A 24,991-nucleotide genomic window follows, 5' to 3' on the forward strand; every position below is an offset into this window, starting at 1 on the left:
GTCATGCCGGACTAGATCCGGCATCCAGCCACGGTGCGTCTGCGCCGTGAGAAGAGTCTCTTGCGATCAAGGACTTGATCGCGCTGGACCCCGGATCTACTCCGGGGTGACGGAGGTGCGGGCGACGGCGTGCAGTTCGAAATCAGGCCCACCATTGACTCCCGACCCCTCCCATCGGATAACAATCCTGTGATGGTTCCTTCCGGGCGTTCCGGAAGGTGAAAAGGGAACACGATAGGGAGAAATCCTCATTCGTGGCTGCCCCCGCAACTGTGAGCGGAGAGCCTGAAACGAAATGCCACTGGCAAGCCATCTCGCCGGGAACCCAGGGTTTCCAGAGAGGGTGACGCCGGGAAGGTGTTTCAGGTTTTGACCCGTAAGCCAGGAGACCTGCCATCGCGGAAATATCCATGCCGGCGGGGTGTCCGGAAGAGCGGAATTTCAGGGTGGCGGGATCGACGCCTCCCTGTGTCAGTCTCGTATCCCCGTGGTGAAGTGTATCGTAGCGGCTCGACGGCCTTTTGCTGTCCGGCCGCGTCCAAAGGCGCGGGGTCGCGCCGGAGAGGGGTCACCATGTCCATCAACCAGAATACGGCCAACGCCGCCGTTTCCGCAAAAACAACCAGCTTCGCGCAATCGCTGACGGCGATCGTGCTTGGCCTGTTCGTGGTCGGTTTTGTCGGCTTTTCCCATGTGGAAGCCGTTCATAACGCCGCGCATGACACGCGTCATGCCAACGCCTTCCCCTGCCATTGAGGGGAACGGCATGTCGTCTTTTCGCAATATCGTCTTTACCGCCGTTCTCGTCGGCATTCTCGGCGGTTTCGCCGTTTCGGCCATGCAGGCTTTTGGCACGACGCCGCTCATCCTTCAGGCGGAAACCTATGAAAGCGCCGGCGAAGCACCCCACAGCCATGATGCGACGGCGCCCGGTGCTGCCGTTCCCGCCCATGAGCACAATGACGAGGCCTGGGCTCCGGCCGATGGCTTCGAGCGCACCGCCTATACCGTCGCTGCCAATGTGCTGACCGCTATCGGTTATGCGCTGGTGCTGACCGGCCTCATTTCGCTGCGTGGTACCAATGGCGGCTGGCGCGAAGGCCTTCTCTGGGGCGTTGCCGGTTTTGCCGCCGTCATGCTGGCGCCGATGATCGGCCTGCCGCCGGAACTGCCGGGCAGCCCGGCTGCCGCGCTCGAGGCACGGCAGATCTGGTGGCTTGCGACGGTTGCCGCAACCGCGGGCGGCATTGCGCTGATCGCATTCCGCCGCGAACCCTGGGCCATCGTATTGGCGCTGGTGCTGATCGTCGCACCGCATGTGGTCGGCGCACCCTTGCCGCCGGAAGGCGAACATGCGCTGGCGCCGCTGCCGCTGGAGCGTCAGTTCATCGTCGCCGCCACCGTGACCAGCTTCGTTTTCTGGGCGCTGCTCGGAACATTGAGCGCGTTTTTCCTGAAGCGCTTCCAGTCGGCGTAAATCCATGCAGGACGCAGCGGAATGGAGTGAGGAACTCGATGCGCTGCGTTTTGCCGTTCCCGGTCACGGCGCTTTCTGCGCCGTGCACCGCCTTGCTTTCAAGGCGGTTCTTGGGGCGACCCCGGATCGCGAGGCGGCTATCGCCTGTTTTCATGAGCACGAGGCCGCTTTTATCGCTGCGGCGCTCAGCAAGATAAAACGCTCGAATTCACCCGCCGGCCGCAGCCTGCATCTGAACAGCCGCGATATTCGCCGTGCGATTGCCGGGGAGAACGGCGATCATGCGGCGCGTGTTTGTCGCGTACTTGATCGGCGATAATCATTGCCGTTTTCACGTCCGTCATCCCGGCCTGGAGCCGGGATCCAGCCAGCCCAAGTCCTTGGGCTGAAAGGACTTTTTTCGCCGGGCGGACGCGCGTCGGCTGGATTCCGGCTCAAGGCCGGAATGACGGGAGTAGAGGGAGCGCAAACAACCGAGGCGGCTATGCCTCACCGATGCTCCGCCGCAAAAACCTGAAGTTCCGCCTCGGCTTCCGGACCAAAGAGGCCGAGGTGTTTCAGGATTTCCACAGCGAAACTGACCGGCGCGCTGCCGGCGGCGGTGACGATGCCGCCATCGCTGACCGCTTTCGGCTGGTCGCGGTAGAACGACTCGCCCCTATAGACAGCATAGGCCTTGTGGGACGCCAGCGAATTGCCGGTATGGGCGACGTCGTTCAGAACGCCCGTGCCGCCGAGCGCGCTTGCCGCCGCGCAGATGCCGGCAACCAGCCGGTCGCTGTCGCGAAACCGGTGCACCAGCCCGCCAAGATCGACGGCCGTTCCCTTTTCCCAGCTCAAGCCGCCGGGAATGACAAGCGCATCGATGCCAGCCGGATCAAGCGCGTCATAGGATGTGTCAGGCGTCACATTCAGCCCGCCCATGGATGTCACCGGCCGGCCATCGGGCGTGGCATAGACGATCTCGACGCCGAGATAGCTGCGGGCTGCGGCAGCAAGCAGCGCCGGTTCCCAGTCCGCAAAATCCTGCGCCAGCGCAATGGCGATCCGTGTCATGGCCGTCTCCGTGGTTTTTAATCAGGCGATGGACTGCATGTAGCGCATGCCGGTAACCGGGCGGGGCGCGAAATCCATGTTTTCGTAGAAGCGATGCGCAGCGACATTGCCGGTCGTGGCGCTGACGGAAAGATAGTCGCAGCCGAGACGCTTGGCGATATCGCGGGCGCGCGAAACCAGATGCTGGCCGGTGCCATGGCCGCGATGCCCGTCACGCACGAAGAGATGATGCAGTTCAAGCCCGCGCCGGCCTTCCTGCGCCCTGTAGAGCGGCAGAAGCAGGGCGTAACCGATCAGCGCGCCATCGGCCTCGGCCACGAGGCCATGCACCCAGGGCAGCGGGCCGAAGAGGTCGCGTTCCAGTTTCGCCGGCGTGATCGCCGCCGCATCGCCGTGGTAGGAGGCAAGCAGCGTGATCATCTCGTTGAGCTCGGGCAAATCCGTCTTGCGTGCGCCGCGAATAATGACGACGGGCGGTCTTTCCAGTGTAAGGGAGCTATCTTCGGTCATTTTTTCGGTCCTTTGGTCTTATCGGTGCCGTCAGGACGCTTGAGAAACAACAAAGCCGCCTGACGGCGGCTTGTTGACAATATGATCTGTCGAGCCGCCCTTAGAGGTAGGCCCAAAAGTACGAGCAGGAGATGGGTGCGCGTTCGTTGATCATGGGACATGCAATGCGCCCGAATCCGTAATCTGTCAAGCCCGGTTTTCCGATCAATGTTCACCCTCGCACATGCTGTGATTGGAAAGCGCGCGAATGACGTAGCAATCCTCGATCGAATGGCCGTGGCAATGGGAGACGATGCGCTCCAGCTCGTGTTCCAGCTTCTTCAGGCTGGCGATCTTTTCGCGCACATGGGCGAGGTGTTCGGCGGCGATGCGGTCCGCGCCTTCGCAGGGCATCTGCCGGTGCTGGCTAAGCGCGATCAGTTCGCGGATGGCGTCGATGTTCAGCCCGAGATCGCGCGCATGGCGGATGAAGGCCAGCCTTTCGAGGTCGGTCTTTTCGTAACGGCGCTGGTTGCCGTCCGAACGGTCGGCCTCGCGGATGAGGCCCATCTGCTCGTAATAACGGATAGTCGGCACCTTGACGCCGGTGCGTTTGGACAGTTCACCGATGGACAGCATCTTTTTCTCCATATCTCCAGTCTCTAGAGATATGGCTTTTCCGTCCCCGGTTCAATGGCCTTAAGCGGCGTCGTTGACGCCAAGCGCCTGGGCCAGTGCCTTCAGAACCTGCGATTCGAGGCTTGCCATATCCGGCTGGGCGGAAGCGGCCACCTCAGCATTGGCGCCAGTGGAGGCGGAAACGCCGCTGTCCATGTTCCAGAGAGCAGCAGCCAGGCTCGCGGAGGCGCCGGCCAGCGGGGCGACGGTGGTGGCGACATTGCCTGCCACCGAAATGGCGCGATGGGCCGCCCGCGTCAGCTCCTGCAAAGCCTCGGTGGTAGACTGGCTCTCCCGGTTATGCGCAGGCGCGATGCCGCGGACGGGAGAGGCGAAATTGATGCTGCTGGTTGCTGCGATAGTCGTCATGACTGTGAGTCCCCTAGTTCTGATGGGGCATTTTTAAGGTCCGAAACATTCCCGAAGATTGCGTCATGCACGCCTTGCGCAAAAAATAGCGGCAATATACTATACCCCCCTATAGTATATGAGGTGCCCATGTCCCATACGATCCGCAACAAGGAAAAGCTTCTCGCCCGCATCCGCCGCCTGAAAGGGCAGATGGAGGCGGTGGAGCGCGCACTGGATGATGCCAAGCCCTGCGGCGAGGTGCTGCAATTGCTCGCTTCGGTGCGCGGCGCGCTTTCCGGCCTGACCGGGGAGGTGATGCAGGAGCATCTGCACGAGCATGTGGTGCATGCCGAAAACGAAGACGAGCGGGCGCGGGCGGCGGAAGAGCTGGCCCAGGTGCTGAAGACCTACATCCGGTAAAATCGAACAGGATTAGCGACATGACGACGACATCCGAACACCGTGCAGCAGCCGGTCACGACCATGTTTTCCTTGGCCAGAACCATGAGCGCAACGAAAGGCGTGTCTGGATGGTCATTGCGCTGACCGCGGCCATGATGGTGGCGGAAATCGTTGCCGGCCACTGGTATGGCTCCATGGCGCTGACAGCGGATGGCTGGCACATGTCCACCCATGCGGGTGCGATGCTGATTTCGGCGCTCGCCTATCTTTATGCGCGCCGCGAGGCGCGCAATCCGCGCTTTACTTTCGGCACCGGCAAGTTCGGCGATCTGGCGGGTTTTGCCAGCGCCATCGTGCTGGCGGTGGTGGCGTTGCTGATTGCCGTCGAAAGCGCGATGCGCCTTATCAATCCCGTCGAAATCGATTTCAACCAGGCGATCCTCGTCGCCATCATCGGCCTCGCCGTCAATCTTCTCAGTGCCGTGCTTTTGAAGGATGACCATCACCACGATCATGGACGTGGGCATGGTCACGGCCACGGCTCGCATGCCCATCATGGCCATGGCAGCCACGCCCATCACGATCACGGCTCCCATGCCGGTCACCGTGCGGACCACGGCGCAAAGGGCGGCCGGGACAATAATCTGCGCGCGGCCTATCTGCATGTGCTGGCGGATGCGCTGACTTCGGTTCTCGCCATCGTCGCGCTGCTGCTCGGCAAGTGGAACGGCTGGTCGTTCCTCGATCCGTTGATGGGTATCGTTGGCGGTCTGGTCATCGCCCGCTGGTCATGGGGCCTGATCCGCTCCACGGCGACCACGCTCCTCGATGCGCTGCCGCCGGCGGAGGATTTGCCGCAGGAGATCCGTGAAAGCGTGGAGACGGAAGAGGATCGCATCACCGACCTGCATGTCTGGCAGGTAGGGCCGGGGCATCACGCCGCCATCGTGGCGATCCATTCGCAGGCGCCGAAAGCGCCGGCTTTCTACAAGCAGAAACTTGCCGCCATACATGAACTCTCGCATGTGACGGTGGAAGTGAGCCCGGCAAGGGCCTGATTGGAATCGCCTATTCGGTATATTCCGAATAGGCGCTGCGCACCCATTCCACCTCGGCTTCCGCCTTATCCTCGGGGGAAGCCGCAGCCGTATCCTGATAAGCGGGCGCGCTGCCATTGCCGACGGCCCACAGAACATTGGCCAGCGACTGGGAAAGAATGGTGCTGGAAACGGTGGGATTGCCGGGGCCGCGTTTTACCGCCTGCTCCTCCGGCGCGCTTTGAGCGCTGCCAGCTTTTTCGATGTCGCGGATGCGACCCTGATAGTTATATCCGCCAATATTGCTTTCGATCTGCATGTCGGTGATTCCGCGTTCAAAAGTTAACGAATGGTTAACGGTGGCGACTTGTCCGAAACTTGCGCTTGCTGCGCTGCAGCGACTGCCGAGGGTTGACAGCCGGCGAAGTAGTGCTTCGTTTTTGCATAAAGGGGGCGGGGCAGGAGGCGATTGCCAGCTTTGTCCCTCGCGGCATTGTAGTCCGGTTTAAATTTCTGGCGCCGTGAACACCTCACTCCCGTCATTCCGGACTTGATCCGGCATCCAGCCGCCGCACGTCTGCGCGGCGAGAGAGTCCTTTCAGCCCAAGGACTTGGGCTGGCTGGATACCGGCTCAAGGCCGGTATGACGGAAGGAGGAAATCTCGCGGATGCGGCCAATCCGTCCGGTGCCGGATTACGCCGTTTCCTTCTCCACCGGCATAACCGTTTCCTGGAGCTTCTCCGGCTCCTCCGCCGCTTCCGCCTCCGCCTCAACCTCCTGCGGCGCGGGCGTCACCATCGCAGCCACCAGCGTATCGAGGCCGATGCTGCCGACCGGCTTGCCGTCCTCGTCCACCACATGCGCGGTCGTCTCGTTGGCTTCCGACATGTCGCGGGCGATTGTTTCCAGCGTCGCGTTTTCCGGCACTGGCATGCCCTCGGGGCGGCTTTCCAGCGGCTCCATCACCGTGGTCGCCTGCAGCACGCGGCCGCGATTGACGTCGCGCACGAACTCGGTGACGTAACCATCGGCCGGGGAGAGGATGATGCTCTGGCCGTCGCCCTGCTGCACCACTTCGCCGTCTTTGAGAATGGCGATATGGTCACCCAGCCGCAAAGCCTCGTCGAGATCGTGGGTGATGAACACCACGGTCTTCTTCAGCTCCTGCTGCAGATCGAGCAGCATGGTCTGCATGTCGACGCGGATCAGCGGGTCGAGCGCCGAATAGGCCTCGTCCATCAGCAGAATATCGGCATCGTTGGCAAGCGCCCGGGCAAGGCCGACACGCTGCTGCATGCCGCCGGAAAGCTGGTTCGGATAATAATCCTCGTAACCGGCAAGGCCGACACGCTCCAGCCAGTAGCGGCCCTTTTCCTCGCTCTTGCTACGTGGCACGCCCTGGATGTCGAGGCCGTAGACGCTGTTTTCCAGCACCGTGCGATGCGGCAGAAGGCCGAATTTCTGGAACACCATCGCCGTCTTGTGGCGGCGGAATTGCCTGAGCGCCGAAGCGCTCATGCCGCAGATGTCCTCGCCGTCGTAAAGAACCTCGCCGGCGGTCGGATCGATCAGCCGGTTGATATGGCGGATCAGCGTCGACTTGCCGGAGCCGGAAAGACCCATGACGACGGTGATCTTACCGCCCGGCATGGTGATGTTGATGTTGTTGAGACCGAGAACGTGGTTGTGTTTGTCGTTCAGCTCCACCTTGTCCATGCCGGATCGCACCGCTTCGAGGTACTTCTCGGGATGCTTGCCGAAGATCTTGTAAAGGTTGCGGATTTCGATGCTTTTAGCCATGGGAGACCTCGCGGTACTTCTGCAGGCGCTTGCCGAAAGCCTGGCTCGCCCGGTCGAACATGATGGCGATGGCGACCAGAGCGAAACCGTTCAGGAAGCCCACCGTGAAGAACTGGTTGTTGATGGCCTGCAGCACGTTCTTGCCGAGCCCGCCGACACCGACCATGGACGCGACGACGACCATGGCGAGCGCCATCATGATGGTCTGGTTGATGCCGGTCATGATGGTGGGCAGCGCCAGCGGCAGCTGCACGTTGAACAGCTTCTGGCGATTGGAAGAACCGAAAGCGTCTGCCGCTTCCAGCACCTCCCGGTCCACCAGACGAATGCCAAGGCTGGTCAGGCGGATGACGGGCGGAATGGCATAGATCACCACTGCGATCAGGCCCGGAACCTTGCCGATGCCGAAAATCACCACCACGGGGATGAGATAAACGAAGCTCGGCAGGGTCTGCATCACGTCGAGCACGGGATTGATGAGGCGTTGCAGGCGTTCCGAACGACCCATCAGTATGCCGAGTGGCAGGCCGATGACGATGGCGATCAGGGTGGCGATGGCGACGATGGACAGTGTCGTCATGGCATCGCGCCAGAGGCCGACGGCGCCGATCATCAGCAGGGCGAGCGCCGTGCCGCCGGTAATCCTGAAGCTGCGACCGGCCAGATGCACGATGGCGAGAATGATGAGGAGCGTGATGATCCACGGCGTCTGGATGAACAGCCGCTCCGAGGAATTGAGGAAGAGCTGCAGCGGATGCACGATCACATCGATCGCATCGCCGTAATTGCGCACGATGTCGCGAAAACCATCATCGATGGTCTTGCGTGCCACACGCATCGTGGAATTGTCGATCGCCGGGAACTTGCAGAGCATGTCCGGCAGGTAAGTGCAGAGGGCCATTATTGTTGTTTTCCCTTTGGGTTTGGGGGGATGGGCGAGAGGTTGGAGTGCGCGGGCACCCCCCTCTGTCCTGCCGGACATCTCCCCCTCAAGGGGGGAGATCGATCTGCGGCAAGGTCTCGCCCATCTCGGTGGTTGAGGATGAAGCTGTGAAAGCGCGCCCAGCCGATCTCCCCCCTTGTGGGGGAGATGCCTGGCAGGGCAGAGGGGGGTAAGCGGCTTACGCCGACTCCCCACTAACCAATCACATCGAAGCCTTGATCTTCTCCGCCACCTCGGCCGGAACCCACTTCGTCCAGATTTCCTCGTGGTTCTCGAGGAAATACTCCGCGCCATCCTCGTTGGTGCCCTGGTTCTCATCCATCCAGGCGAGGATTTCGGCGACCGTCTTGTTGTCCCAGTGGCGGGCCTTGATGTAGTCCAGCGTCACGCCGGCCTTGCTTTCGAAGTCCTTGGTGATGACGGTATAGACATCGGCCACCGGATAGGCGTTGACCTTCGGCGCTGCGCAATCGACCTTCGCCGTGCAGTCGTCGAAATGGGCGCGGTCGAGCTCAACGCCGTCATCCAGCTTCACCATCTCGTATTTGCCGAGAATGGCGGTGGGCGACCAGTAATAGCCGAGCCAGCCCTGCTTCTTTTCAAAGGCATTGGCGATGGAGCCGTCGAGGCCGGCCGCAGAGCCGGTGTCGACCAGCGTAAAGCCCTTCTTGTCGCCCTCGCGCGCCTTGTAGAGATTGGCGGTGGTCACCTGGCAGTTCCAGCCGGAGGGGCAATTGTGCACGGCGCCCTTGCTGGCGTCCTCCGGGGCGGGGAAAAGTTCGGGATGTTTCAGCGCATCCTCGACGGTCTTGATGTCGGGGTGGGCGTCGGCGATGAATTTCGGGATCCACCAGCCTTCGATACCGCCTTCGGAAAGAATTTTCGATGCCTCGATCATGCGGCCGTCCTTGACGGCGGCGTCGAGCGGCTCGCGCACGGCGTTCACCCACAATTCGGGCGCCATGTCCGGCTGGCCTTTTTCGTTCATGGAGGCGAAGGTCGGCATGGTATCGCCGCTGACGACATTGACCGTGCAGTCATAGCCGTTTTCCATGATGAACTTGTCGACGTAAGCCGCGACACCGGCGGATGCCCAGTTCATTTCGGCGATGGAAATGCTGCCGCACTCTTCGGCGGCATTGGCGGAATTTGCTGCACCGGCAGCGATGGTAAAGCCCGTTACGAGAATGGTCGAGGCCAGGAGTTTCTTCATGGTGTAAGACCCCCAAGTCTGATGCAGTGTTTTCAATTGGCAAAGCGGGAGCACTGCAAAGCCCGGATTGCCAAGGGCGAACTGACATGGCGCGTGGAAAAGCCGAAAAATGACGGCAAGAAGAATATCCGCAGAACACGCTGCGGCATTGCCGCAGGAGATGCGGCGAAAAGGCGCATGAATATGTCAACGACCGGCATAATACGGCCAAAAAGTGATATTGCAACGCGAAATGGCGCATCGCAGCCATGCGTTCGATTCCCGGAACATTTTTCCGTCTGGCGTAATACTGAAAATATATTTGTAATTTACTGAGGTGTATTTTGAATTTCAGTAGTTTGAAATAAAAATCCGTTATGCTGTAAAGTGGTATTTAAAGAAAAAATACCGGCGCGATTTTGTGGAAAAAATATTCAGAAACGGGTTTTCGAAGGGTATTTTTATACTGTTTTCGGAACGGGCGACGGCTCTCCGCCGCCCGTTCCGCCATCAGCGGGTCACGCCGCGTCCTTGCCGGCCACCTTCAGCGCAAACGCATATTCGAAGGCAATTTCCTCCAGCCGCTGGAAACGGCCCGATTTGCCGCCATGGCCGGCCGCCATGTTGGTTTTCAGCAGGATGGGGGCTTCTCCGGTGGTCTTCTCACGCAGCTTCGCCACCCATTTGGTCGGCTCCCAATAGGTCACGCGCGGATCGGTGAGGCCGGAAAGCGCAAGGATAGGCGGGTAAGGCTTCGCACCCACATTGTCATAGGGGCTGTAGGCAGCGATCCAGCCATATTCCTCTGCCGATTCCAGCGGATTGCCCCATTCCGGCCATTCCGGCGGGGTGAGCGGCAAAGTGTCATCCAGCATGGTGGTCAGCACATCCACGAAGGGAACGGCGGCGATAATGCCGGCGAATTTTTCCGGCGCCATATTGGCGACAGCCCCCATCAACATGCCGCCGGCCGAGCCGCCTTCGGCGATAATGCCCTTATAGGAGGTGAAACCTTCCTGAACCAGATGATCGGCAGCGGCGATGAAATCCTTGAAGGTGTTCTGCTTGGCTTCCATCTTGCCGGTTTCGTACCATTCGAAACCCTTGTCCTTGCCGCCGCGAATATGGGCGATGGCATAGATGAAACCGCGGTCGGCGAGCGACAGCGTTGTGGTGGAGAAGGAGGCGGGAATGGTGATGCCGTAAGCGCCATAACCATAAAGCAGGCAGGGGGCGGAACCGTCAAGCGCCACATCCTTGCGATAGAGCAGGGAGACCGGCACCAGCTCGCCATCATGGGCAGGGGCCATGATGCGACGGGTGATGTAATCGTCCGGATTGTGGCCGGAGGGCACTTCCTGCGTCTTCAGCAGCGTGCGCTCGCGCGTCACCATGTCGTAATCGAACAGCTGGCTCGGCGTCGTCATCGATGAATAGGAAAAGCGGATGACGTCGGTGTCATATTCCGCCGCGCCATGCAGGCCAAGCGAATAGGCCTCTTCGGCAAAGGCGATGGAATGTTCCTCGCCGGTGCGGCGGTCGCGGATGACGATGCGCGGCAGGCCGTCGCGGCGTTCCAGCCAGATCAGGTGGCGGGCATAGGCATCGACGGAGAGAATGAGGCGGCCCGGCTCATGCGGGACGACTTCTTTCCAGTTTTCCTTGCCGGGTGCGGTGACCGGCGCTTCCACGATGCGGAAATCCTTGGCGTCGCCGTCATTGGTGAGGATGAAGAAGACATCGCCGCCTTCGCACATCGAATATTCGATGCCCTCTTCGCGCTCCGCCACGATAGCAGGCTCGGCCGTCAGGTCTTTGGTGGAGAGAATGCGATATTCGCTGGTCTCATGGTCATGAATGTCGATGAAGATGAAATCGTCGAGCACGGATGCGCCGACGCCCATGAAGAAACCGGGATCCTTTTCCTCATAAACCAGCCGGTCGGCCGACTGCGGCTCGCCGATGATATGGTGGAAGACCTTGGAGGGGCGGTGGTTCTCGTCCTGCAGCGTATAAAAGAAGCTCTTGCCATCGGGCGCCCATGCGCCGCCGCCGCCGGTGTTTTCCACGACATCGGCAAGGTCTTCGCCGGTCTCGAGGTTGCGGATGCGCAGCGTGAAATATTCCGAGCCCTTGTCGTCATAACCCCAGATGCCGTGACTGTGATCGGAGGACTGGTCGAGACCGGCAAGACGGAAATAATCCTTGCCCTCGGCCTCTTTGTCGCCGTTCAGCAGCACGTGTTTTTCGCCGCCGCCGCGCGGGGTGCGGAAATAATGCGGCTGCTCGCCGCCGGTCACGAACAATGTCCCGTAAGCATAAGGACCGTCATTGACCGGCACGGAGGAATCATCCTGCTTGATGCGGCCCTTCATTTCCTCGAACAGCTTTTCCTGAAGCGCCTTGGTGTCACCCATGGCCGCTTCCATATAGGCGTTCTCCGCTTCCAGATGGGCGCGGATCGACGGGTCGAGCAGGGTAGGGTCCTTGAACATGGCCTGCCAGTTATCGGCCCGGAACCATGCGTAATCGTCGGTGCGGGTAATGCCGTGGTGCGTATCCTGAACGGGCCGTTTTTCGGCGGTCGGGGCGGCGGGCAGGTTCTTGAAAATCGGCAAGGGAAACTCGCTTTCGTATGAAGAATTCTTGGGCGGCACCAAGATGTAGAGCGGGCCTTGCGGCCGATCAAGTTTCAAATCTCCACAGGCGGAATGCGGCTTGGGCACAATTTCGTCAGCTTTCGATCACATTTTGGCAATATCCGGCAAATCAGCGATGATGGATGCAGGCCGCCCGGCCTGCCGCCCACCACAAGAACAAACGAAAAAACTGACAGGATCCCATGCGAAAGCTTTTTCCCGCTGCCCTTTCTGCCTTTTTCCTTGGCTTGCAGACCTTCACGCCTGCTTTCGCGATCGATGCCAGCGTCATGCGGCAGTTGAACGCGCTTGCCCCCGAGGAGCGGCTGGAACAGCGCTGCGATATCGAGGCGATGGAAAGGATAGCGACCGAGCAGAAGGGCATGCGGCCGGACAAGGTCATCGCCTATACCTTCGGTGATCCGGAAGTCGGCAAGAACTCCATCAAGGCGCCGGGCGCAGTCTTCAGGAGCGCTGGCGAATGGTACAAGCTCAAATACAAGTGCCAGCTCAAGAGCGACAGTCTCAGCATCCAGTCCTTCGACTACCGCGTCGGCGATAAAATTCCCGAGGAGCAGTGGAAGAAGTTGTATCTTTATGACTAACCAAGGATTTTTTCGGTTGCGGGCAGGCGTTTAGCCTCCGCTTTTCTTGCCGCTCCGCCACCGGCTCTGTAACCCTGCTTGCCGATCAAAGCGAGGGCGACGGGCATGGCGACACGATTCAAGGGACTTTCGGCTTTTCCGATCACGCCGGCCGACGAGGCCGGGCAGGTCGACACACAGGCCTTTTCCGCCCTCATCGAGCGGCTTGATGCGGCCGAGGTGGATTCCGTCGGCATTCTCGGCAGCACCGGCATCTATATGTATCTGTCGCGCGCGGAGAGACGCCGGGCCATCGAAGCGGCCGCCGCGGTCCTCAAGGGCAAGCGCACACTCATGGCCGGCGTCGGCGCCCTGCGCACCGATGACGCGGTGGCCTTGGCAAAGGACGCCGAAGCTGCAGGTGCGGATGCGTTGCTGCTCGCCCCCGTGTCCTACACGCCGCTGACGCAGGAAGAGGCCTATCACCATTTCGCCGCCGTGGCCGGCGCAACGGGCCTGCCGCTCGCCATCTACAACAATCCCACCACGACCCGCTTTACCTTCAGCGACGAGCTTCTGGTGCGGCTTGCCTATATCCCCAATATTCGCGCCATCAAGATGCCGCTGCCGGCCGATTCCGATTACGCCGGTGAGCTTGCGCGGCTGAGACCGAAGCTGGGGCAAGATTTCGCCATCGGTTACAGCGGCGACTGGGGCTGCGCCGACGCCACGCTTGCCGGCGGCGACACCTGGTACAGCGTGGTCGCCGGCCTGCTACCGGTTCCGGCCCTGCGGCTGATGCGGGCGGCTCAGGCCGGCAATGCGGAAGAAGCGAAGACGATCGATGCTGCCTTCCAGCCGTTCTGGGCGCTGTTCAAGGAATTCGGCAGCATCCGCGTGGTTTATGCCGCCGCCAACATCTTGTCGCTGACGGTCAGCGAACCGCCCCGGCCGATCCTGCCGCTCACCAGCGCCGAACGCCAGCGGGTGGAAGAGGCGCTGGACGCCCTGTCCGGGTTGGAAACCGCGCCTTAATTCGGGCGCTTTGCGGGCGGATTGCCACGGAATGATACTGCATTCACTGCGGAAAATGAAAATGATACGTCGCTTCCTCCTTGCTGCCCTGTTCGCTTCAGCCGCGTCCGCCGCCTTAGCGGGGACCGGCCTTGTCGAACCGACGCTGAAAATGTCGCCGCAGCATGACAGCAAGGTGCGGGTGGCGATGACGCTTGACGCCTGCATGGGCAAGACCGACCACCGCATTCTCGATACGCTGGTGAAGGAGCGCATTCCCGCAACGATCTTCGTCACTGCCCGCTGGCTGAAACACAATAGCGAGGCGCTGGCCACGCTCATGGCGCATCCGGACCTGTTCGAGATCGAAAACCATGGCGAAAACCATGTGCCGGCGGTGGATAAGCCGGTTTCCATCTACGGCATCGCCGCGGCCGGTTCGGAAGCGGCGGTCGAGCAGGAGGTAGAGGGCGGCCGTCAGGCCATCGTCGCCGCCACGGGTCTCCAGCCGCAATGGTTCCGGGGTGCGACGGCCAAATACACAGGCTCCTCCATGGCCACCATCAACCGGCTCGGCATGCGGGTCGCCGGTTATTCCGTCAATGGCGATGGTGGCTCGCTGCTGGGTGCGGCCGCGACGGCGAAACACATCGCTTCCGCCCGGGATGGCGATGTCATCATCTCCCACATCAACCAGCCCACCCATGAAGCGGGCGAAGGCGTGGTGAAAGGCCTTCTGGCGCTGAAGGCGCGCGGCGTGATTTTCACGCGGCTGGATGACCCGTCCTTCACACCGCCGGGGAATTGAAGGGGAAGCTCTTTCCTCATTCCTGTGCTTGTCACAGGAATCCAGCCAGCCCAAGTCCCTGGGCTGAAAGGACTCTCCCCGCCGCGCAGACGCGCGCCGACTGGATTCCTGTGACAAGCACAGGAATGAGGGATGAGCCACATCCATGCCCGTTTTTCGGCGGCGCGGGCAAAAAAATTGCGCTAGCATCCTCCCCATGATGCTGTTCAAACGCCCCGACACCGAAACGCTCTATTCCGCCCTTGTGAACAAGGACCCCGCCTATGAGGGCGTGGCCTATGTATGTGTGACGTCGACGAAGATTTTCTGCCGCTTCACCTGCACGGCGCGAAAGCCGAAGATCGAAAACTGCCGGTTCCGCGAGACCATCGCCGAATGCCTGGAAGCCGGTTTCCGCCCGTGCAAGCGCTGCAAGCCGATGCTGTCCTATGGCTCCGCCGATGAGACCGTAACGTCGCTTCTGACAGCGCTTGAAAACGAACCGGCGCGGCGCTGGCGCGAGGAGGATGTGGTGGCGCTCGGCCATGATCCTTCCACCGTGCGCCGCACCTTCAAGCGTCGTTTCGGCATGAGCTTTCTGGAAATCGCCCGGTTGCGGCGGGTGGGCGGCGCTGCGGAAAGCATCGCTTCCGGCGAAGCGGTTATCGGCGCGCAGATCGATGCCGGTTACGAATCCGGCAGCGGTTTCCGCTCCGCCATCAATCAGTTCTTCGGCTCTTCGCCCGCCGCCATGAAGGGCAAGGGGTTTTTGAAGGGCGACTGGATCGATACGCCGATCGGCCCGATGCTCGCCGTGGCCGACGATCATGCCCTGCATCTCCTCGAATTCGCCGACCGGCCGGCGCTTCCGGCCGAGCTGAAGCGGCTGAAGACGCGCACCGGCGCGGATATGGTGCTTGGTCGGACGGCCGTGACCGGCCAGATCGAAGCGGAACTCAAGGCCTATTTCGCCGGGCATTCGGCCGCCTTCGAAACCCGGCTTGCCGGCCATGGGACACCCTTCGAGCGCGATGTCTGGCGCAACCTGCGGGAAATACCGGCGGGGGAGATCGTCAGCTATTCCTCGCTCGCAACCGCCATGGACAGGTCGTCCGCCGTGCGTGCGGTGGCCCGCGCCAATGGCGCGAACCAGATCGCCATCGTCGTGCCGTGCCACCGTGTACTGGGCGCGGATGGCAGCCTGACCGGCTATGGCGGCGGGCTGTGGCGCAAGAAATGGCTGATCGAGCACGAGCGCCGCATGGCGAACCGCCAGGGCATGCCGCTCGCTTCCTGAACGGCCTGACTGCTGGCGCGTGGGGTTTACCCCCCTCTGCCCTGCCGGGCATCTCCCCCTCAAGGGGGGAGATCGGCAGGAGGCGCTACCGCCATTTCATTCTCAACGTTGAGATGGGCGAAACCTCGCCGCAGATCGATCTCCCCCCTTGAGGGGGAGATGCCCGGCAGGGCAGAGGGGGGTAAACCCCACGCGCCGGCCGTCAATCGACAACCTCCTGACAGCTCAAACCCGGAGTGGTTCGCATTTCCAGCGGGAAAGCCGCCGGTCAATCCGGCAGTTTCGGCACCACCCGGCGCGAGGGAAACAACTCCCGCGTCACCGTCATGGCGATCAGCGACAGCGGCAGCGCCAGCATGGCCCCCGCCGCCCCCCACATCCACGTCCAGAAGATGATCATCACGAAGACGAGGAAGGGGTTTATCTCCATGTTGCGGCCCACCACCGCCGGAAAGGCGAGGTTTTCCATCAACAGGTGAATGGTGAAGAAGATAGCCGCCGGCAGAAGCGCCAGAATGATGTTGTCATGGGTGATGATGCCCGCCACCGTCAGCGAAATCGTCATGGCGGTAATGCCGAGAAACGGCACGAAGCTGGAGAGGAAGGCGAACAGCCCCCACAGAAGCGGCATGGCCAGTCCGCCGAAATAGGCGATGATCACCATCGTCACGCCAAGCCCGGCATAGATCAACGCCGCCGTGGCGAAATAGGTGCCGAGCACCTCTTCCACCGAACCGATGATGCGGATGGTGCGAAGCCGCTGGTGGCGGGCCGGAAAGGCCATGATGATCGCCTTGCGCAGCCGCAGCCGGCTATAGAGAAACATCAGCAGCGCGGCGAGGAAGATCAGGCCCTGAATGACGGCCGGGGTGACGTTGGAGCCGAGCACGGAAATGATCTCGCCGCTGCGCGAAATCAAAGATTCCATCGACATCGAGCCCAGACTGAAGCTCGCCGCCGAAATATTCAGCCATCTGAGGCTTTGCAGATAGGGCAGGAAACGGTCGATGCTGCGCTCCACCAGCGCCGGCCCTTCCGAAGCGAGAAGCGAGAGCGGCTCGGTCAGCGAATTGACCACGAAGAACATCACCGCCGCCACGAGGCTCGATAGAATGAGCGCGACGCCGAAGCCGGGAATGCCGTAGGAACCGAGTTTTTCGGCGGCGATGCCGAGGATCATGCCCACCACGATGGCCATCACCACCGGAATGAGGATGAGCGACAATTCGTGGATGACCGCCATCAGCATGATGAGGAAGATGCCGATCACCGACCAGGCGACGACCACATCCAGCGCTTCGCGGCCAAGCGGCTGCTGGCTGCGCGCATCGTCGCGGCGCGACGTGGATGGCGGGGCCTCCAGCGGGTCCGCCCTCGTGATCGGAACGGTTCCGGTTGTAGCGCCGGCTGCGACCGAATTGCCGGTCTTGTCCGGTCTGGCATTTTCATTCATCGAACGGTCCCCCAATCAGGTGACAAACGTTCGAAAAATGTGGCGGTTCCGGGGCGGTGCAAATTTCCGCCGACCCTTTTTGCAATTGGAGCATGTCGAGCAAAAATGGAGCCCGGTTTCCCGTCCGCAAATGCGACGAAGCTTTAGGCGGAAAGCTTTAGCCCGATGCCCCACGGATCCTTCAGGACAATGCCGTCATTTTCCCTTTCGGTGGCGATTTCCAGCCGGTCGAGCGCGGCAATCGCCGTCTCAAGCGCGGCCGGCTCGTTGAATGTCAGCGAATAGCCGGAAAGGCCGGTCATATTGTCCTTGCGGGCCTCAGCACCCCGGCTGTTCCAGATATTGGCGGCGACGTGGTGGTGATAGGCCCCGGAACCGAAGAAGCTCGCGCCGGGATAACGCGCCATGATCTTCAGCCCCAGCACATCCTGATAAAATTCATCCGCCTGCGGAATATTGCCCACCTGCAGATGGATATGGCCGATGGCTGTTCCTTCCGCCGCCCCGGTAAAGGCCGTCTTCGGCGCGCTGTCGTAAAGCGCCTGAAGGTTGAGGCCGAGGGTGGCCATCTCCACCGTGCCGTCCTGCTGGTAGGTCCATTCGTCCGGCGAACGGTCGCGATAGACTTCGATGCCGTTGCCTTCCGGGTCGGCAAGATAGATCGCCTCGCTGACCAGATGGTCGGACGCGCCCTGAAACTGGACATTGTTATGGGCGGCATGCGCCAGCCAATGGGCCAGATCGTTCCGGCTCGGCATCAGGAAGGCGGTGTGGAACAGGCCTGCGGCGTTGCGCGGCGCGCGTTCCGCCGTGCCGGAGGTGGAAAGCGTGAGCAGCGGCTGGCCGCCGACACCCAGCACTTCACCGCTCGGGTTCTTTTCTAAAACGGAAAGACCGATGATCTTCTGGTAGAAATCCGAAACGCGCGGCAGATCGTGAACGACGAGGTGCGCCTGGCCGACATAGGCCGGCCGCGTCAGGGCGAATTGTTTGATTTCACTCATCATGATCTCCATATTGAATCCGAAGCGCCCTGGGGCGGATCGGTCGCCGAAACCATCGGCCGACGCCGCTTTGCGGCGTTTGTCGAAGGCGAATATGGGCTGGTTTCGTCGTTCAGCAAAGATCGTCGTCTGGCGATTGACCGTCCACTATTCGTTGACAATGCCCCGTTCCGGCCCGGCTCCGGCTTTGACTTCGATCAAGGTGAAGGCCCTGCCGAAGGGGAAATATAAGCCTAGCCCGACACGCTAAACGGCGGATCAAGCCAAAGGAGACAGCCATGTACAAGAAGATCATCGTACCGGTAGACCTCAGCGCCACCGACAAGGGGGAAAAGATTCTCGAAAAGGCCAAGGCGCTTCTGGACCCGGACGGCGAGATCGTTCTCATCAATGTTGTCGAGGAACTGCCGGGCTATATGGCGATCGACCTGCCTGTCGACCTGATCGAAAACGCCATCAAGGACGCCAAGACCAAGCTTTCGGACATTAAGACCAGAGCCGGTTTCAAGGGCAGCCAGGAAATCAGAAGCGGCGCGCCCGCGCGTGAAATCATCGCCGCCGCCGAGGAACACAAGGCCGACCTCATCATCATCGCGTCGCACACGCCGGATTTCAGCAATTATTTCATCGGCGCCACCGCCGACCGCGTGGTGCGCCACGCCAAATGCTCGGTGCTGGTCGACCGATAAAAGCCTGACGTTTTAGGGTTGCGGGCGGGTTTTCCGCCCCCAAGCATTCCCAGGAAAAGTGGAATCCGGTTTTCCGTCTGGGAATGCGGCGATACAAGAAGATGGGCTGGAGGAAAAAACATGAATGTCGAAAGTTACGAGAAAATCCTGCGTGACCGCCAGCGCGAGCTTTATCGCCGCCTGCACAAAATCGAGGCCGATTTCGAAGAGCCTCGCAATCCCGATGATGAGGATCGCGCCACCGAACGCAGCAATGACGAGGTGCTGGACGAGCTGGGGCAGGTGGGTCAGGACGAGCTGCGCGCCATCGACGCAGCCCTCGACCGTATCGCCAGCGGCACCTTCGGCACCTGTGTCAAATGCGGCAAGCGGATTTCGGAGGATCGGCTGAAGGCGGTGCCCTATACGCCGTTTTGCCAGGAATGCGCTGCGGCGTTGTGAGGGGTGAACGACCTTTCCTCCGTCATGCCGGACCTGATCCGGCATCCAGCCGACGCGCGTCTGCGCGGCGAGAGAGTTCTTTCAGCCCAAGGACTTGGGCTGGCTGGATACCGGCTCAGGGCCGGTATGACGGTGTATAGGTACGACAACCTGAAAAACTCATCCTTATCGCCAGGGAACGTCGCCTGCCCCCAACCTCTCCTTTCGCAACAGCCTCGAACGCAATTTGATTGCCGTTAACCGGGCGCTGTCTTGTTCCTGTCTAATATTGTCTCCATGCTTTGAGGACAGCACGCAGACGGGATTGGACTATGAGCGATTTATGGCGGTTCGGGCGCCAGTATGATTTTCACGAGATTGTCGCCGATGGCATCGTCCACGGTGTCGGCATCGTGTTTGCCCTTATCGGCGCCACGGCGCTGATCTTTTACGCGATGGTCTGGGGGACGCTCAGCGCGATCGCCGCCGCGTGGATTTACGGTCTCGGCCTCGTCGCCTGTCTCTCCGTGTCTTTCACCTACAATATCTGGCCGCACTCCAGGGTGAAATGGTTTCTGCGCCGGCTGGATCATTCGGCGATCTTCATCCTCATCGCCGCCACCTATACCCCCTTTCTGATGCGCGGCATCCACGATCCGCTGATCGCCGTCATGCTGGGGCTGATCTGGCTTGCGGCGCTGTGCGGCATCCTTCTCAAATGCCTGTTTCCCGGCCGTTACGACCGGGTCGCCATCGGCCTTTATCTCGCCATGGGCTGGAGCGGCGTCATGGTGGTCGGGCCGCTGTCGTCGCATCTGGCACCCGTCACGCTCTGGCTGATCGTCGCCGGCGGCGTCATCTATTCGCTCGGCGTCATCTTCCATGTCTGGGAAAAACTGCGCTTCCAGAATGCCATCTGGCACGCTTTCGTGGTCGCCGCCGCCGCCGTTCATTATTTCGCCGTGGTCACCTCCTTCAGCCTCGTGCCGCTGGCATCCTGAAGAATGCGCCCCGATGGCGCATGGGTACTGGACAGCCATTCGCATCATCGCCTAATCCTCGTGCAGATGGCGGCCGAAAATACCGCCGCTGCAAGCAGGAAAAAGGGTGAACGACAATGAGCGTGCAACTGCGCGACGCGACCGTGGACGATCTCTCCGGCATCATGGAGATTTACAATGATGCGGTGCTGAATACGACCGCGATCTGGAACGACGTGCTGGTCGATCTTGAAAACCGCAAGGAATGGTTCGCCGCCCGCAAGTCACGCGGCTTTCCGGTCATCGTCGCAATCCTTGAAGGCAAGGTCGCAGGCTATGCTTCCTATGGCGACTGGCGCGCTTTCGACGGTTATCGCCACACCCGCGAACATTCGGTCTATGTGCATAAGGATGCGCGCGGCCACGGCATCGGCAAGAAGCTGATGCAGGCGTTGATCGATCATGCCTCCGGCAACGACGTGCATGTGCTGATCGCCGCCATCGAAGCGGAAAACACCGCCTCCATCCGCCTGCATGAAAGCCTCGGCTTCAGGGTCGTCGGCCGGTTTTCGGAAGTCGGCACCAAGTTCGGCCGCTGGCTGGATTTGACGTGTATGGAGCTGAAGCTGAACTAGTTCCCGGGCGGGTTGCCTAGAGAAAGTGGCCCCGGCGCGGGACGTCCAACCTCTCCTCCGTCATCCTTGGGCTTGTCCCAAGGATCTAACCACGTCGAATTAAATCAATCGGTTGCAGATCCTCGGGACAAGCCCTAGGATGACGCTGAGTGCTTGGGGTGGACGTCCGAAAACCGACGTCGCATGCCGTATAGGCGTTACTCATTGCCTAATCAAACGGGCTCGAACACCATCGAATGGCCGTTGATGCAATAACGCAGGCCGGTGGGCTTCGGGCCGTCCGGGAAGACGTGGCCGAGATGGCCGCCGCAATTGGCGCAGCGGATTTCCGTACGCACCATGCCGTAGCTGGCGTCGCGATGTTCCGTCACGGCGCCCGGCTTTACCGGTTCGAAATAGCTCGGCCATCCGCAGCCGGCATCGAATTTCGTATCGGAGAGGAACAGCGGCTCATCGCAGGCCGCACAGCGATAGAGGCCTTTCTGGAATGTATCCCAATAGGGCCCGGTGAAGGCGCGCTCGGTGCCGTGTTCGCGCAGGATGCGATATTGCTCCGGCGTCAGCTGCTCACGCCATTCGGCATCGCTCTTTTTGATTTTTGGGGATGTCAGATCGCTCATGGAATGATCCTTTCTGTTCCCGCCTCAAATAGTCATCGCGGAGGCGGATTGAAAGGGGATGGGCGTCATAACGCGTTCGTTATGGGCCGGGAGTACCGATTTGGGTTGAGATGGCTTTGTCTATGCCTTAGAGCATTTCCAGGAAAAGTGGAGCCCGGTTTTCCGCCCGGAAATGCGCTCTAACTGAAAAAAACGATTTGAAGAAGAACGCCATTATTGGCGCGCAGGGATGGGGGACATCCCGGGAGATGTGAATGACATCAGATGTCACGCCGTTGACATTCCTGTCGCTGTTTCTGCCGTTTCTGGCAGCGCTTGCCGCACCCGTCCTGGTTAAAAGGTTCGGTCACAATGCGGCGTGGGTCCTGGCGATTGCGCCTGCTCTCGCTTTTGCGCATTTTGCGCTGATGCTGCCCGAAATCGCGGCAGGCGGGGTGGTGACCGGCGGTTATGCCTGGGTGCCGAGCTTCAATCTCAGCTTCTCCTGGTTCATCGACGGCCTGTCGCTGACCTTTGCGCTGCTGATCACCGGCATCGGCCTGCTGATCGTGCTTTATGCGGGCGGTTATATGAAGGGCCATCCGCAACAGGGCCGGTTCCTGTCCTTCCTGCTGCTCTTCATGGGGGCGATGCTGGGCGTCGTGGTTTCCGACAGCCTGCTGATGCTGTTCGTCTTCTGGGAACTCACCTCCATCACCTCCTTCCTGCTGATCGGCTTCGATCATGAGCGCGCCGCCTCGCGCCGCGCCGCGTTGCAGGCGCTGGTGGTGACGGGCGGCGGCGGTCTGCTGCTGCTCGCCGGGCTGATTTTCATCTGGGATATCAGCGGCGTGACGCAATTGTCGATGCTGGTGCGCGGCGGCGATGTCTTGCGCGACAGCCCGTTTTATCTGGCCGCGCTGCTTCTGGTTCTCGGCGGCGCCTTCACCAAATCGGCGCAGTTTCCGTTCCATTTCTGGCTGCCCAACGCGATGGAAGCGCCAACGCCGGTATCCGCCTATCTGCATTCGGCAACCATGGTGAAGGCCGGCGTCTATCTGCTGATGCGCCTCAACCCGGTTCTCGGCGATACCGCCGCCTGGCAGATCCTGCTGCCCTTCTTCGGCGGGCTGACCATGCTCACCGGCGCGCTGCTGGCCGTGCGCCAGACCGATCTCAAGCTGATGCTCGCCTATACGACGGTGTCGTCGCTCGGCCTGCTGGTCATGCTGACGGGTTTCGGCTCCGACCATGCCATCGAGGCGGCGGTGCTTTATCTGGTGGCGCATTCGCTGTTCAAGGGTGCGCTGTTCATGGTCGCCGGCATTATCGACCACGAGACCGGCACCCGCGACGTGACGAAGCTCGGCGGCCTGCGAAAAGCCATGCCGATCACTTTTGCGGCGGCGCTGGCGGCTGCGATTTCCATGGCCGGCCTGCCGCCCTTCTTCGGTTTTCTCGCCAAGGAAGAGATTTATTACGCGCTGGCGCATGGCAATCCGCGTGCCGTGCTGTTCACCGGAATCGCCATCCTCGGCAACGGGCTGATGTTTGCCGTCGCCTTTGCGGTGGCGCTGAAACCCTTCCTCGGCAAGCCGGTGAAGACCCCGAAACACGCGCATGAAGGCCCGCTGCTGCTCTGGCTCGGCCCGGCGCTTCTGGCGCTGAAAGGGCTGACGATTGCGCTCTTTTCCGGCATCGCGCATTTCTACATCTCCACCCCGATGGCGAGCGCCATTGCCGGTGAGGCGCGACCGGTGGAAATCTCGCTCATTCCCCATATCGGCGTGCCGCTCGGTCTGTCGCTGTTCACCGTCGCGCTCGGCATCGTCCTTTATACGCAGCTTTCCGCCGTCCGTGGACTGATCGACCGCACCTTCAAGGCGCTGGGGGCAGGGCCGGACAGGGGCTTTGACGTCTTTATCGACATGCTGGTGAAAGTCTCGTTCCACATCACCCGGCTCATTCAGCCGGGCAGGCTGGAATTTTACGTCACCGCCACCTTCGCCGTCATCGCCGCCGTGCTGCTTGTGCCGCTGTTCCTTTATGGCGAATTGCCGTCCATGCCGTCCTGGCCGCGCGATATGCCCATCCATGAGCTGACTTTCATCGTCATTGCCGTGGCGGGGCTCATCGCGGTGCTGACGGCGTCGAGCCGGCTCACCGCCATCATCGCGCTCGGCATTCAGGGCTTTGCCGTGGCGGTCATCTTCCTGCTCTTCGGCGCGCCCGATCTGTCCTTCACGCAATTCATGGTCGAGACGCTGTCGGTGGTCATTCTGACGCTGGTGATGACGCGGCTTCGCCTGTCGCCGTCAGACCATCGCGGCCTTGGCCAGAAGCTGCTGGACAGCACCATCGCCATTGCCTGCGGAACCGGCTTTGCTTTGTTCCTGATGCGCGCGACCGAGGCGAGCTTCGACAACCGCCTGACGGACTTCTACAACACCTATTCCAAGGTCATCGCCCACGGCGCCAATGTCGTCAACGTCATCATTGTCGACTTCCGCGGCACGGATACGCTCGGTGAAATCGCGGTGGTGATGATAACGGGTCTTGCCATTCTCGCGCTGATCCGCATCCGCCCGGCTGCTGCCATCAAGGGAGTCGCTGTCAAGGGATCGGCCAAAACCGCGAAGAAGAAAGGAGCGCGCGCATGAACACGCTCATTCTGCGCACCGTCGCCCCTGTCGTCACCAGCCTCATGGTGCTGTTTTCCATCTTCGTGCTGCTGCGCGGCCATAATGAGCCGGGCGGCGGTTTCATCGGCGGTCTGATCGCGGTCTCGGCGCTGGCGATCTATGGTATCGCTTATGGCGTTGCCGCAGTCAGGCGCGCCATCATGTTTCATCCGCTGTCGATTGCGGGGGCGGGGCTGCTGCTGTCCATGCTTTCCGGCCTCGTTTCCATCGCCGCCGGCGTGCCCTTCATGACCGGGCTGTGGGTCTATCCGAACCTGTTCGGCGTCGAAATACCGCTCTCCACCGTCATGTCCTTCGATATCGGTGTCTATCTGGTCGTGGTCGGCGCCATCACCTCCATTGCGCTGGCGCTGGAAGAAAGGGAAAGCGACTGATGGAAGCGGTCTTCTCCATTCTCGTCGGCATCTTCTTTTCGGTGGCGATTTATCTCATGCTGTCGCGCCACAGCATCCGCATGCTGCTCGGCATCGCCATTCTCGGCAATGCGGTGAACCTCTTGCTGTTCACGGCAGGCAGGCTGACGCGCGAAGTGCCGCCGATCATTCCGCCCGGCATGGATACGCTGCCCGCGGGTGCGGCCAATCCGCTGCCGCAGGCGCTCATCCTCACGGCAATCGTCATTTCCTTTTCCTTCTTCTGTTTCCTTCTGGTGCTGACCTGGCGTGCGTTTCAGGAACTACAGACCGACGATACGGACGAAATGCGCACCGCAGAACCCGCAGGCGAGCCCTTGCCGCCGCTCGGTTATTGAGGGGCGAGGCT

30 protein-coding genes and 1 riboswitch are annotated in these 24,991 nt (G+C 61.1%); of the genes, 18 read left to right on the top strand and 12 right to left on the bottom strand.

Features of this window, described 5'->3' with window-relative positions:
* Nucleotides 1-176: 176 nt before the first annotated feature.
* Nucleotides 177-413: riboswitch (cobalamin riboswitch) on the top strand.
* A 160-nt stretch (nucleotides 414-573) separates the two neighbouring features.
* From FGF54_RS02915 to FGF54_RS02925, 3 genes are read left to right on the top strand one after another with little or no spacing between them, the layout of a single operon-like run.
* Entirely contained in the window at nucleotides 574-756 is a 183-nt protein-coding gene (locus FGF54_RS02915) for a CbtB domain-containing protein (protein ID WP_003522264.1), read from the top strand.
* A gap of 10 nt (nucleotides 757-766) precedes the next feature.
* Nucleotides 767-1,477, top strand: coding sequence for a CbtA family protein (locus tag FGF54_RS02920; RefSeq protein WP_020810769.1), 711 nt, complete (start codon nucleotides 767-769; stop codon nucleotides 1,475-1,477).
* Nucleotides 1,478-1,481: 4 nt separating this feature from the next.
* A complete protein-coding gene (locus FGF54_RS02925; RefSeq protein ID WP_142778879.1) occupies nucleotides 1,482-1,796 on the top strand; it encodes a hypothetical protein in 315 nt (104 codons plus the stop codon).
* A 170-nt stretch (nucleotides 1,797-1,966) separates the two neighbouring features.
* On the opposite strand, the gene FGF54_RS02930 is transcribed toward FGF54_RS02925, so the two are convergent.
* The 4 genes from FGF54_RS02930 to FGF54_RS27135 form a co-directional block, all read right to left on the bottom strand.
* Nucleotides 1,967-2,533 (bottom strand): type 1 glutamine amidotransferase family protein, encoded by a 567-nt coding sequence (locus FGF54_RS02930; protein WP_142778880.1) that lies wholly within the window; start codon nucleotides 2,531-2,533, stop codon nucleotides 1,967-1,969.
* Between the two features lie 21 nt (nucleotides 2,534-2,554).
* Nucleotides 2,555-3,043 carry a GNAT family N-acetyltransferase gene (locus tag FGF54_RS02935; RefSeq protein WP_003509304.1) on the bottom strand — a complete coding sequence of 163 codons (489 nt, stop codon included), beginning with the start codon at nucleotides 3,041-3,043 and terminating at the stop codon, nucleotides 2,555-2,557.
* A 204-nt stretch (nucleotides 3,044-3,247) separates the two neighbouring features.
* The gene (locus tag FGF54_RS02940) at nucleotides 3,248-3,661 is read right to left on the bottom strand and encodes a helix-turn-helix domain-containing protein (protein ID WP_142778881.1); all 414 of its coding nucleotides are present in this window, start codon (nucleotides 3,659-3,661) and stop codon (nucleotides 3,248-3,250) included.
* Between the two features lie 60 nt (nucleotides 3,662-3,721).
* The gene (locus tag FGF54_RS27135) at nucleotides 3,722-4,069 is read right to left on the bottom strand and encodes a hypothetical protein (protein ID WP_168207987.1); all 348 of its coding nucleotides are present in this window, start codon (nucleotides 4,067-4,069) and stop codon (nucleotides 3,722-3,724) included.
* A gap of 129 nt (nucleotides 4,070-4,198) precedes the next feature.
* Here FGF54_RS27135 and dmeR point away from each other — a divergent pair, with 129 nt between their 5' ends.
* Together dmeR and dmeF are read left to right on the top strand one after the other, a co-directional pair.
* Nucleotides 4,199-4,471, top strand: coding sequence for a Ni(II)/Co(II)-sensing transcriptional repressor DmeR (gene dmeR / locus FGF54_RS02950; protein ID WP_003509296.1), 273 nt, complete (start codon nucleotides 4,199-4,201; stop codon nucleotides 4,469-4,471).
* 20 nt (nucleotides 4,472-4,491) lie between these two features.
* Nucleotides 4,492-5,511, top strand: a complete 1,020-nt coding sequence (dmeF, locus tag FGF54_RS02955; RefSeq protein WP_142778882.1) for a CDF family Co(II)/Ni(II) efflux transporter DmeF — start codon at nucleotides 4,492-4,494, stop codon at nucleotides 5,509-5,511.
* A 10-nt stretch (nucleotides 5,512-5,521) separates the two neighbouring features.
* Here dmeF and FGF54_RS02960 read toward each other — a convergent pair whose 3' ends face one another.
* From FGF54_RS02960 to FGF54_RS02985, 4 genes are all read right to left on the bottom strand, one after another.
* Nucleotides 5,522-5,809: a hypothetical protein gene (locus tag FGF54_RS02960; RefSeq protein WP_003522271.1), complete on the bottom strand. Its 288-nt coding sequence runs from the start codon at nucleotides 5,807-5,809 to the stop codon at nucleotides 5,522-5,524.
* 375 nt (nucleotides 5,810-6,184) lie between these two features.
* On the bottom strand, nucleotides 6,185-7,291 hold the full coding sequence (locus FGF54_RS02970; protein WP_142778883.1) for a glycine betaine/L-proline ABC transporter ATP-binding protein: 1,107 nt from the start codon (nucleotides 7,289-7,291) through the stop codon (nucleotides 6,185-6,187).
* Complete coding sequence (locus tag FGF54_RS02975; protein WP_142778884.1) at nucleotides 7,284-8,192, bottom strand: proline/glycine betaine ABC transporter permease; 909 nt, start codon at nucleotides 8,190-8,192, stop codon at nucleotides 7,284-7,286. Before FGF54_RS02975 ends, FGF54_RS02970 begins: the two co-directional genes overlap by 8 nt.
* Nucleotides 8,193-8,436: 244 nt before the next feature.
* Nucleotides 8,437-9,447 carry an ABC transporter substrate-binding protein gene (locus tag FGF54_RS02985; RefSeq protein ID WP_142778885.1) on the bottom strand — a complete coding sequence of 337 codons (1,011 nt, stop codon included), beginning with the start codon at nucleotides 9,445-9,447 and terminating at the stop codon, nucleotides 8,437-8,439.
* Nucleotides 9,448-9,483: 36 nt separating this feature from the next.
* On the opposite strand from FGF54_RS02985, the gene FGF54_RS27140 reads away from it, so the two are divergent.
* Nucleotides 9,484-9,762, top strand: a complete 279-nt coding sequence (locus FGF54_RS27140) for a hypothetical protein (protein ID WP_168207988.1) — start codon at nucleotides 9,484-9,486, stop codon at nucleotides 9,760-9,762.
* A 182-nt stretch (nucleotides 9,763-9,944) separates the two neighbouring features.
* Here FGF54_RS27140 and FGF54_RS02995 read toward each other — a convergent pair whose 3' ends face one another.
* Nucleotides 9,945-12,044 carry a S9 family peptidase gene (locus FGF54_RS02995; protein WP_142778886.1) on the bottom strand — a complete coding sequence of 700 codons (2,100 nt, stop codon included), beginning with the start codon at nucleotides 12,042-12,044 and terminating at the stop codon, nucleotides 9,945-9,947.
* A 224-nt stretch (nucleotides 12,045-12,268) separates the two neighbouring features.
* On the opposite strand from FGF54_RS02995, the gene FGF54_RS03000 reads away from it, so the two are divergent.
* The 4 genes from FGF54_RS03000 (at nucleotide 12,269) to FGF54_RS03015 (ending at nucleotide 15,747) form a co-directional block, all read left to right on the top strand.
* Complete coding sequence (locus FGF54_RS03000) at nucleotides 12,269-12,670, top strand: DUF930 domain-containing protein (protein WP_142778887.1); 402 nt, start codon at nucleotides 12,269-12,271, stop codon at nucleotides 12,668-12,670.
* 105 nt (nucleotides 12,671-12,775) lie between these two features.
* Nucleotides 12,776-13,684 (top strand): dihydrodipicolinate synthase family protein, encoded by a 909-nt coding sequence (locus FGF54_RS03005; protein WP_142778888.1) that lies wholly within the window; start codon nucleotides 12,776-12,778, stop codon nucleotides 13,682-13,684.
* 61 nt (nucleotides 13,685-13,745) lie between these two features.
* Nucleotides 13,746-14,471 (top strand): polysaccharide deacetylase family protein, encoded by a 726-nt coding sequence (locus FGF54_RS03010; RefSeq protein WP_142778889.1) that lies wholly within the window; start codon nucleotides 13,746-13,748, stop codon nucleotides 14,469-14,471.
* 196 nt (nucleotides 14,472-14,667) lie between these two features.
* Nucleotides 14,668-15,747 (top strand): bifunctional transcriptional activator/DNA repair enzyme AdaA, encoded by a 1,080-nt coding sequence (locus FGF54_RS03015; RefSeq protein ID WP_168207989.1) that lies wholly within the window; start codon nucleotides 14,668-14,670, stop codon nucleotides 15,745-15,747.
* 268 nt (nucleotides 15,748-16,015) lie between these two features.
* Here FGF54_RS03015 and FGF54_RS03020 read toward each other — a convergent pair whose 3' ends face one another.
* On the bottom strand, nucleotides 16,016-17,200 hold the full coding sequence (locus tag FGF54_RS03020) for an AI-2E family transporter (protein WP_142778891.1): 1,185 nt from the start codon (nucleotides 17,198-17,200) through the stop codon (nucleotides 16,016-16,018).
* A gap of 143 nt (nucleotides 17,201-17,343) precedes the next feature.
* A complete protein-coding gene (locus tag FGF54_RS03025) occupies nucleotides 17,344-18,204 on the bottom strand; it encodes a VOC family protein (RefSeq protein WP_142780112.1) in 861 nt (286 codons plus the stop codon).
* On the opposite strand from FGF54_RS03025, the gene FGF54_RS03030 reads away from it, so the two are divergent.
* The 5 genes from FGF54_RS03030 (at nucleotide 18,187) to FGF54_RS03050 (ending at nucleotide 20,928) form a co-directional block, all read left to right on the top strand.
* Entirely contained in the window at nucleotides 18,187-18,435 is a 249-nt protein-coding gene (locus FGF54_RS03030) for a hypothetical protein (RefSeq protein ID WP_003522283.1), read from the top strand. The two genes, FGF54_RS03025 and FGF54_RS03030, sit on opposite strands and share 18 nt — an antisense overlap.
* A gap of 47 nt (nucleotides 18,436-18,482) precedes the next feature.
* Nucleotides 18,483-18,893: a universal stress protein gene (locus FGF54_RS03035; protein WP_003522284.1), complete on the top strand. Its 411-nt coding sequence runs from the start codon at nucleotides 18,483-18,485 to the stop codon at nucleotides 18,891-18,893.
* Between the two features lie 120 nt (nucleotides 18,894-19,013).
* A complete protein-coding gene (locus tag FGF54_RS03040) occupies nucleotides 19,014-19,334 on the top strand; it encodes a TraR/DksA C4-type zinc finger protein (protein ID WP_035260908.1) in 321 nt (106 codons plus the stop codon).
* A gap of 311 nt (nucleotides 19,335-19,645) precedes the next feature.
* Entirely contained in the window at nucleotides 19,646-20,314 is a 669-nt protein-coding gene (locus FGF54_RS03045; RefSeq protein ID WP_142778892.1) for a hemolysin III family protein, read from the top strand.
* Between the two features lie 116 nt (nucleotides 20,315-20,430).
* Nucleotides 20,431-20,928, top strand: coding sequence for a GNAT family N-acetyltransferase (locus FGF54_RS03050; RefSeq protein ID WP_137003085.1), 498 nt, complete (start codon nucleotides 20,431-20,433; stop codon nucleotides 20,926-20,928).
* 212 nt (nucleotides 20,929-21,140) lie between these two features.
* On the opposite strand, the gene msrB is transcribed toward FGF54_RS03050, so the two are convergent.
* Nucleotides 21,141-21,548: a peptide-methionine (R)-S-oxide reductase MsrB gene (gene msrB, locus FGF54_RS03055; RefSeq protein WP_003522288.1), complete on the bottom strand. Its 408-nt coding sequence runs from the start codon at nucleotides 21,546-21,548 to the stop codon at nucleotides 21,141-21,143.
* A 254-nt stretch (nucleotides 21,549-21,802) separates the two neighbouring features.
* On the opposite strand from msrB, the gene FGF54_RS03060 reads away from it, so the two are divergent.
* From FGF54_RS03060 to FGF54_RS03070, 3 genes are read left to right on the top strand one after another with little or no spacing between them, the layout of a single operon-like run.
* Nucleotides 21,803-24,187, top strand: coding sequence for a putative monovalent cation/H+ antiporter subunit A (locus tag FGF54_RS03060; protein WP_142778893.1), 2,385 nt, complete (start codon nucleotides 21,803-21,805; stop codon nucleotides 24,185-24,187).
* Nucleotides 24,184-24,603, top strand: a complete 420-nt coding sequence (locus tag FGF54_RS03065) for a Na+/H+ antiporter subunit B (protein ID WP_137452206.1) — start codon at nucleotides 24,184-24,186, stop codon at nucleotides 24,601-24,603. The genes FGF54_RS03060 and FGF54_RS03065 overlap by 4 nt, the downstream gene beginning before the upstream one ends.
* On the top strand, nucleotides 24,603-24,980 hold the full coding sequence (locus FGF54_RS03070; protein ID WP_003509263.1) for a Na+/H+ antiporter subunit C: 378 nt from the start codon (nucleotides 24,603-24,605) through the stop codon (nucleotides 24,978-24,980). Before FGF54_RS03065 ends, FGF54_RS03070 begins: the two co-directional genes overlap by 1 nt.
* The last annotated feature ends 11 nt before the right edge of the window (nucleotides 24,981-24,991 follow it).

The sequence above is a fragment of the Agrobacterium sp. T29 genome, assembly GCF_006970545.1.
Lineage (GTDB): Bacteria > Pseudomonadota > Alphaproteobacteria > Rhizobiales > Rhizobiaceae > Agrobacterium > Agrobacterium leguminum.

Coding starts and splice junctions, on each gene's coding strand:
- FGF54_RS02915 (WP_003522264.1), top strand. CDS start 574: ATGTCCATCAACCAGAATACGGCCAACGCCGCCGTTTCCGCAAAAACA.
- FGF54_RS02920 (WP_020810769.1), top strand. CDS start 767: ATGTCGTCTTTTCGCAATATCGTCTTTACCGCCGTTCTCGTCGGCATT.
- FGF54_RS02925 (WP_142778879.1), top strand. CDS start 1,482: ATGCAGGACGCAGCGGAATGGAGTGAGGAACTCGATGCGCTGCGTTTT.
- FGF54_RS02930 (WP_142778880.1), bottom strand. CDS start 2,533: ATGACACGGATCGCCATTGCGCTGGCGCAGGATTTTGCGGACTGGGAA.
- FGF54_RS02935 (WP_003509304.1), bottom strand. CDS start 3,043: ATGACCGAAGATAGCTCCCTTACACTGGAAAGACCGCCCGTCGTCATT.
- FGF54_RS02940 (WP_142778881.1), bottom strand. CDS start 3,661: ATGCTGTCCATCGGTGAACTGTCCAAACGCACCGGCGTCAAGGTGCCG.
- FGF54_RS27135 (WP_168207987.1), bottom strand. CDS start 4,069: ATGACGACTATCGCAGCAACCAGCAGCATCAATTTCGCCTCTCCCGTC.
- dmeR (WP_003509296.1), top strand. CDS start 4,199: ATGTCCCATACGATCCGCAACAAGGAAAAGCTTCTCGCCCGCATCCGC.
- dmeF (WP_142778882.1), top strand. CDS start 4,492: ATGACGACGACATCCGAACACCGTGCAGCAGCCGGTCACGACCATGTT.
- FGF54_RS02960 (WP_003522271.1), bottom strand. CDS start 5,809: ATGCAGATCGAAAGCAATATTGGCGGATATAACTATCAGGGTCGCATC.
- FGF54_RS02970 (WP_142778883.1), bottom strand. CDS start 7,291: ATGGCTAAAAGCATCGAAATCCGCAACCTTTACAAGATCTTCGGCAAG.
- FGF54_RS02975 (WP_142778884.1), bottom strand. CDS start 8,192: ATGGCCCTCTGCACTTACCTGCCGGACATGCTCTGCAAGTTCCCGGCG.
- FGF54_RS02985 (WP_142778885.1), bottom strand. CDS start 9,447: ATGAAGAAACTCCTGGCCTCGACCATTCTCGTAACGGGCTTTACCATC.
- FGF54_RS03000 (WP_142778887.1), top strand. CDS start 12,269: ATGCGAAAGCTTTTTCCCGCTGCCCTTTCTGCCTTTTTCCTTGGCTTG.
- FGF54_RS03005 (WP_142778888.1), top strand. CDS start 12,776: ATGGCGACACGATTCAAGGGACTTTCGGCTTTTCCGATCACGCCGGCC.
- FGF54_RS03010 (WP_142778889.1), top strand. CDS start 13,746: ATGATACGTCGCTTCCTCCTTGCTGCCCTGTTCGCTTCAGCCGCGTCC.
- FGF54_RS03015 (WP_168207989.1), top strand. CDS start 14,668: ATGATGCTGTTCAAACGCCCCGACACCGAAACGCTCTATTCCGCCCTT.
- FGF54_RS03020 (WP_142778891.1), bottom strand. CDS start 17,200: ATGAATGAAAATGCCAGACCGGACAAGACCGGCAATTCGGTCGCAGCC.
- FGF54_RS03025 (WP_142780112.1), bottom strand. CDS start 18,204: ATGAGTGAAATCAAACAATTCGCCCTGACGCGGCCGGCCTATGTCGGC.
- FGF54_RS03035 (WP_003522284.1), top strand. CDS start 18,483: ATGTACAAGAAGATCATCGTACCGGTAGACCTCAGCGCCACCGACAAG.
- FGF54_RS03040 (WP_035260908.1), top strand. CDS start 19,014: ATGAATGTCGAAAGTTACGAGAAAATCCTGCGTGACCGCCAGCGCGAG.
- FGF54_RS03045 (WP_142778892.1), top strand. CDS start 19,646: ATGAGCGATTTATGGCGGTTCGGGCGCCAGTATGATTTTCACGAGATT.
- FGF54_RS03050 (WP_137003085.1), top strand. CDS start 20,431: ATGAGCGTGCAACTGCGCGACGCGACCGTGGACGATCTCTCCGGCATC.
- msrB (WP_003522288.1), bottom strand. CDS start 21,548: ATGAGCGATCTGACATCCCCAAAAATCAAAAAGAGCGATGCCGAATGG.
- FGF54_RS03060 (WP_142778893.1), top strand. CDS start 21,803: ATGACATCAGATGTCACGCCGTTGACATTCCTGTCGCTGTTTCTGCCG.
- FGF54_RS03065 (WP_137452206.1), top strand. CDS start 24,184: ATGAACACGCTCATTCTGCGCACCGTCGCCCCTGTCGTCACCAGCCTC.
- FGF54_RS03070 (WP_003509263.1), top strand. CDS start 24,603: ATGGAAGCGGTCTTCTCCATTCTCGTCGGCATCTTCTTTTCGGTGGCG.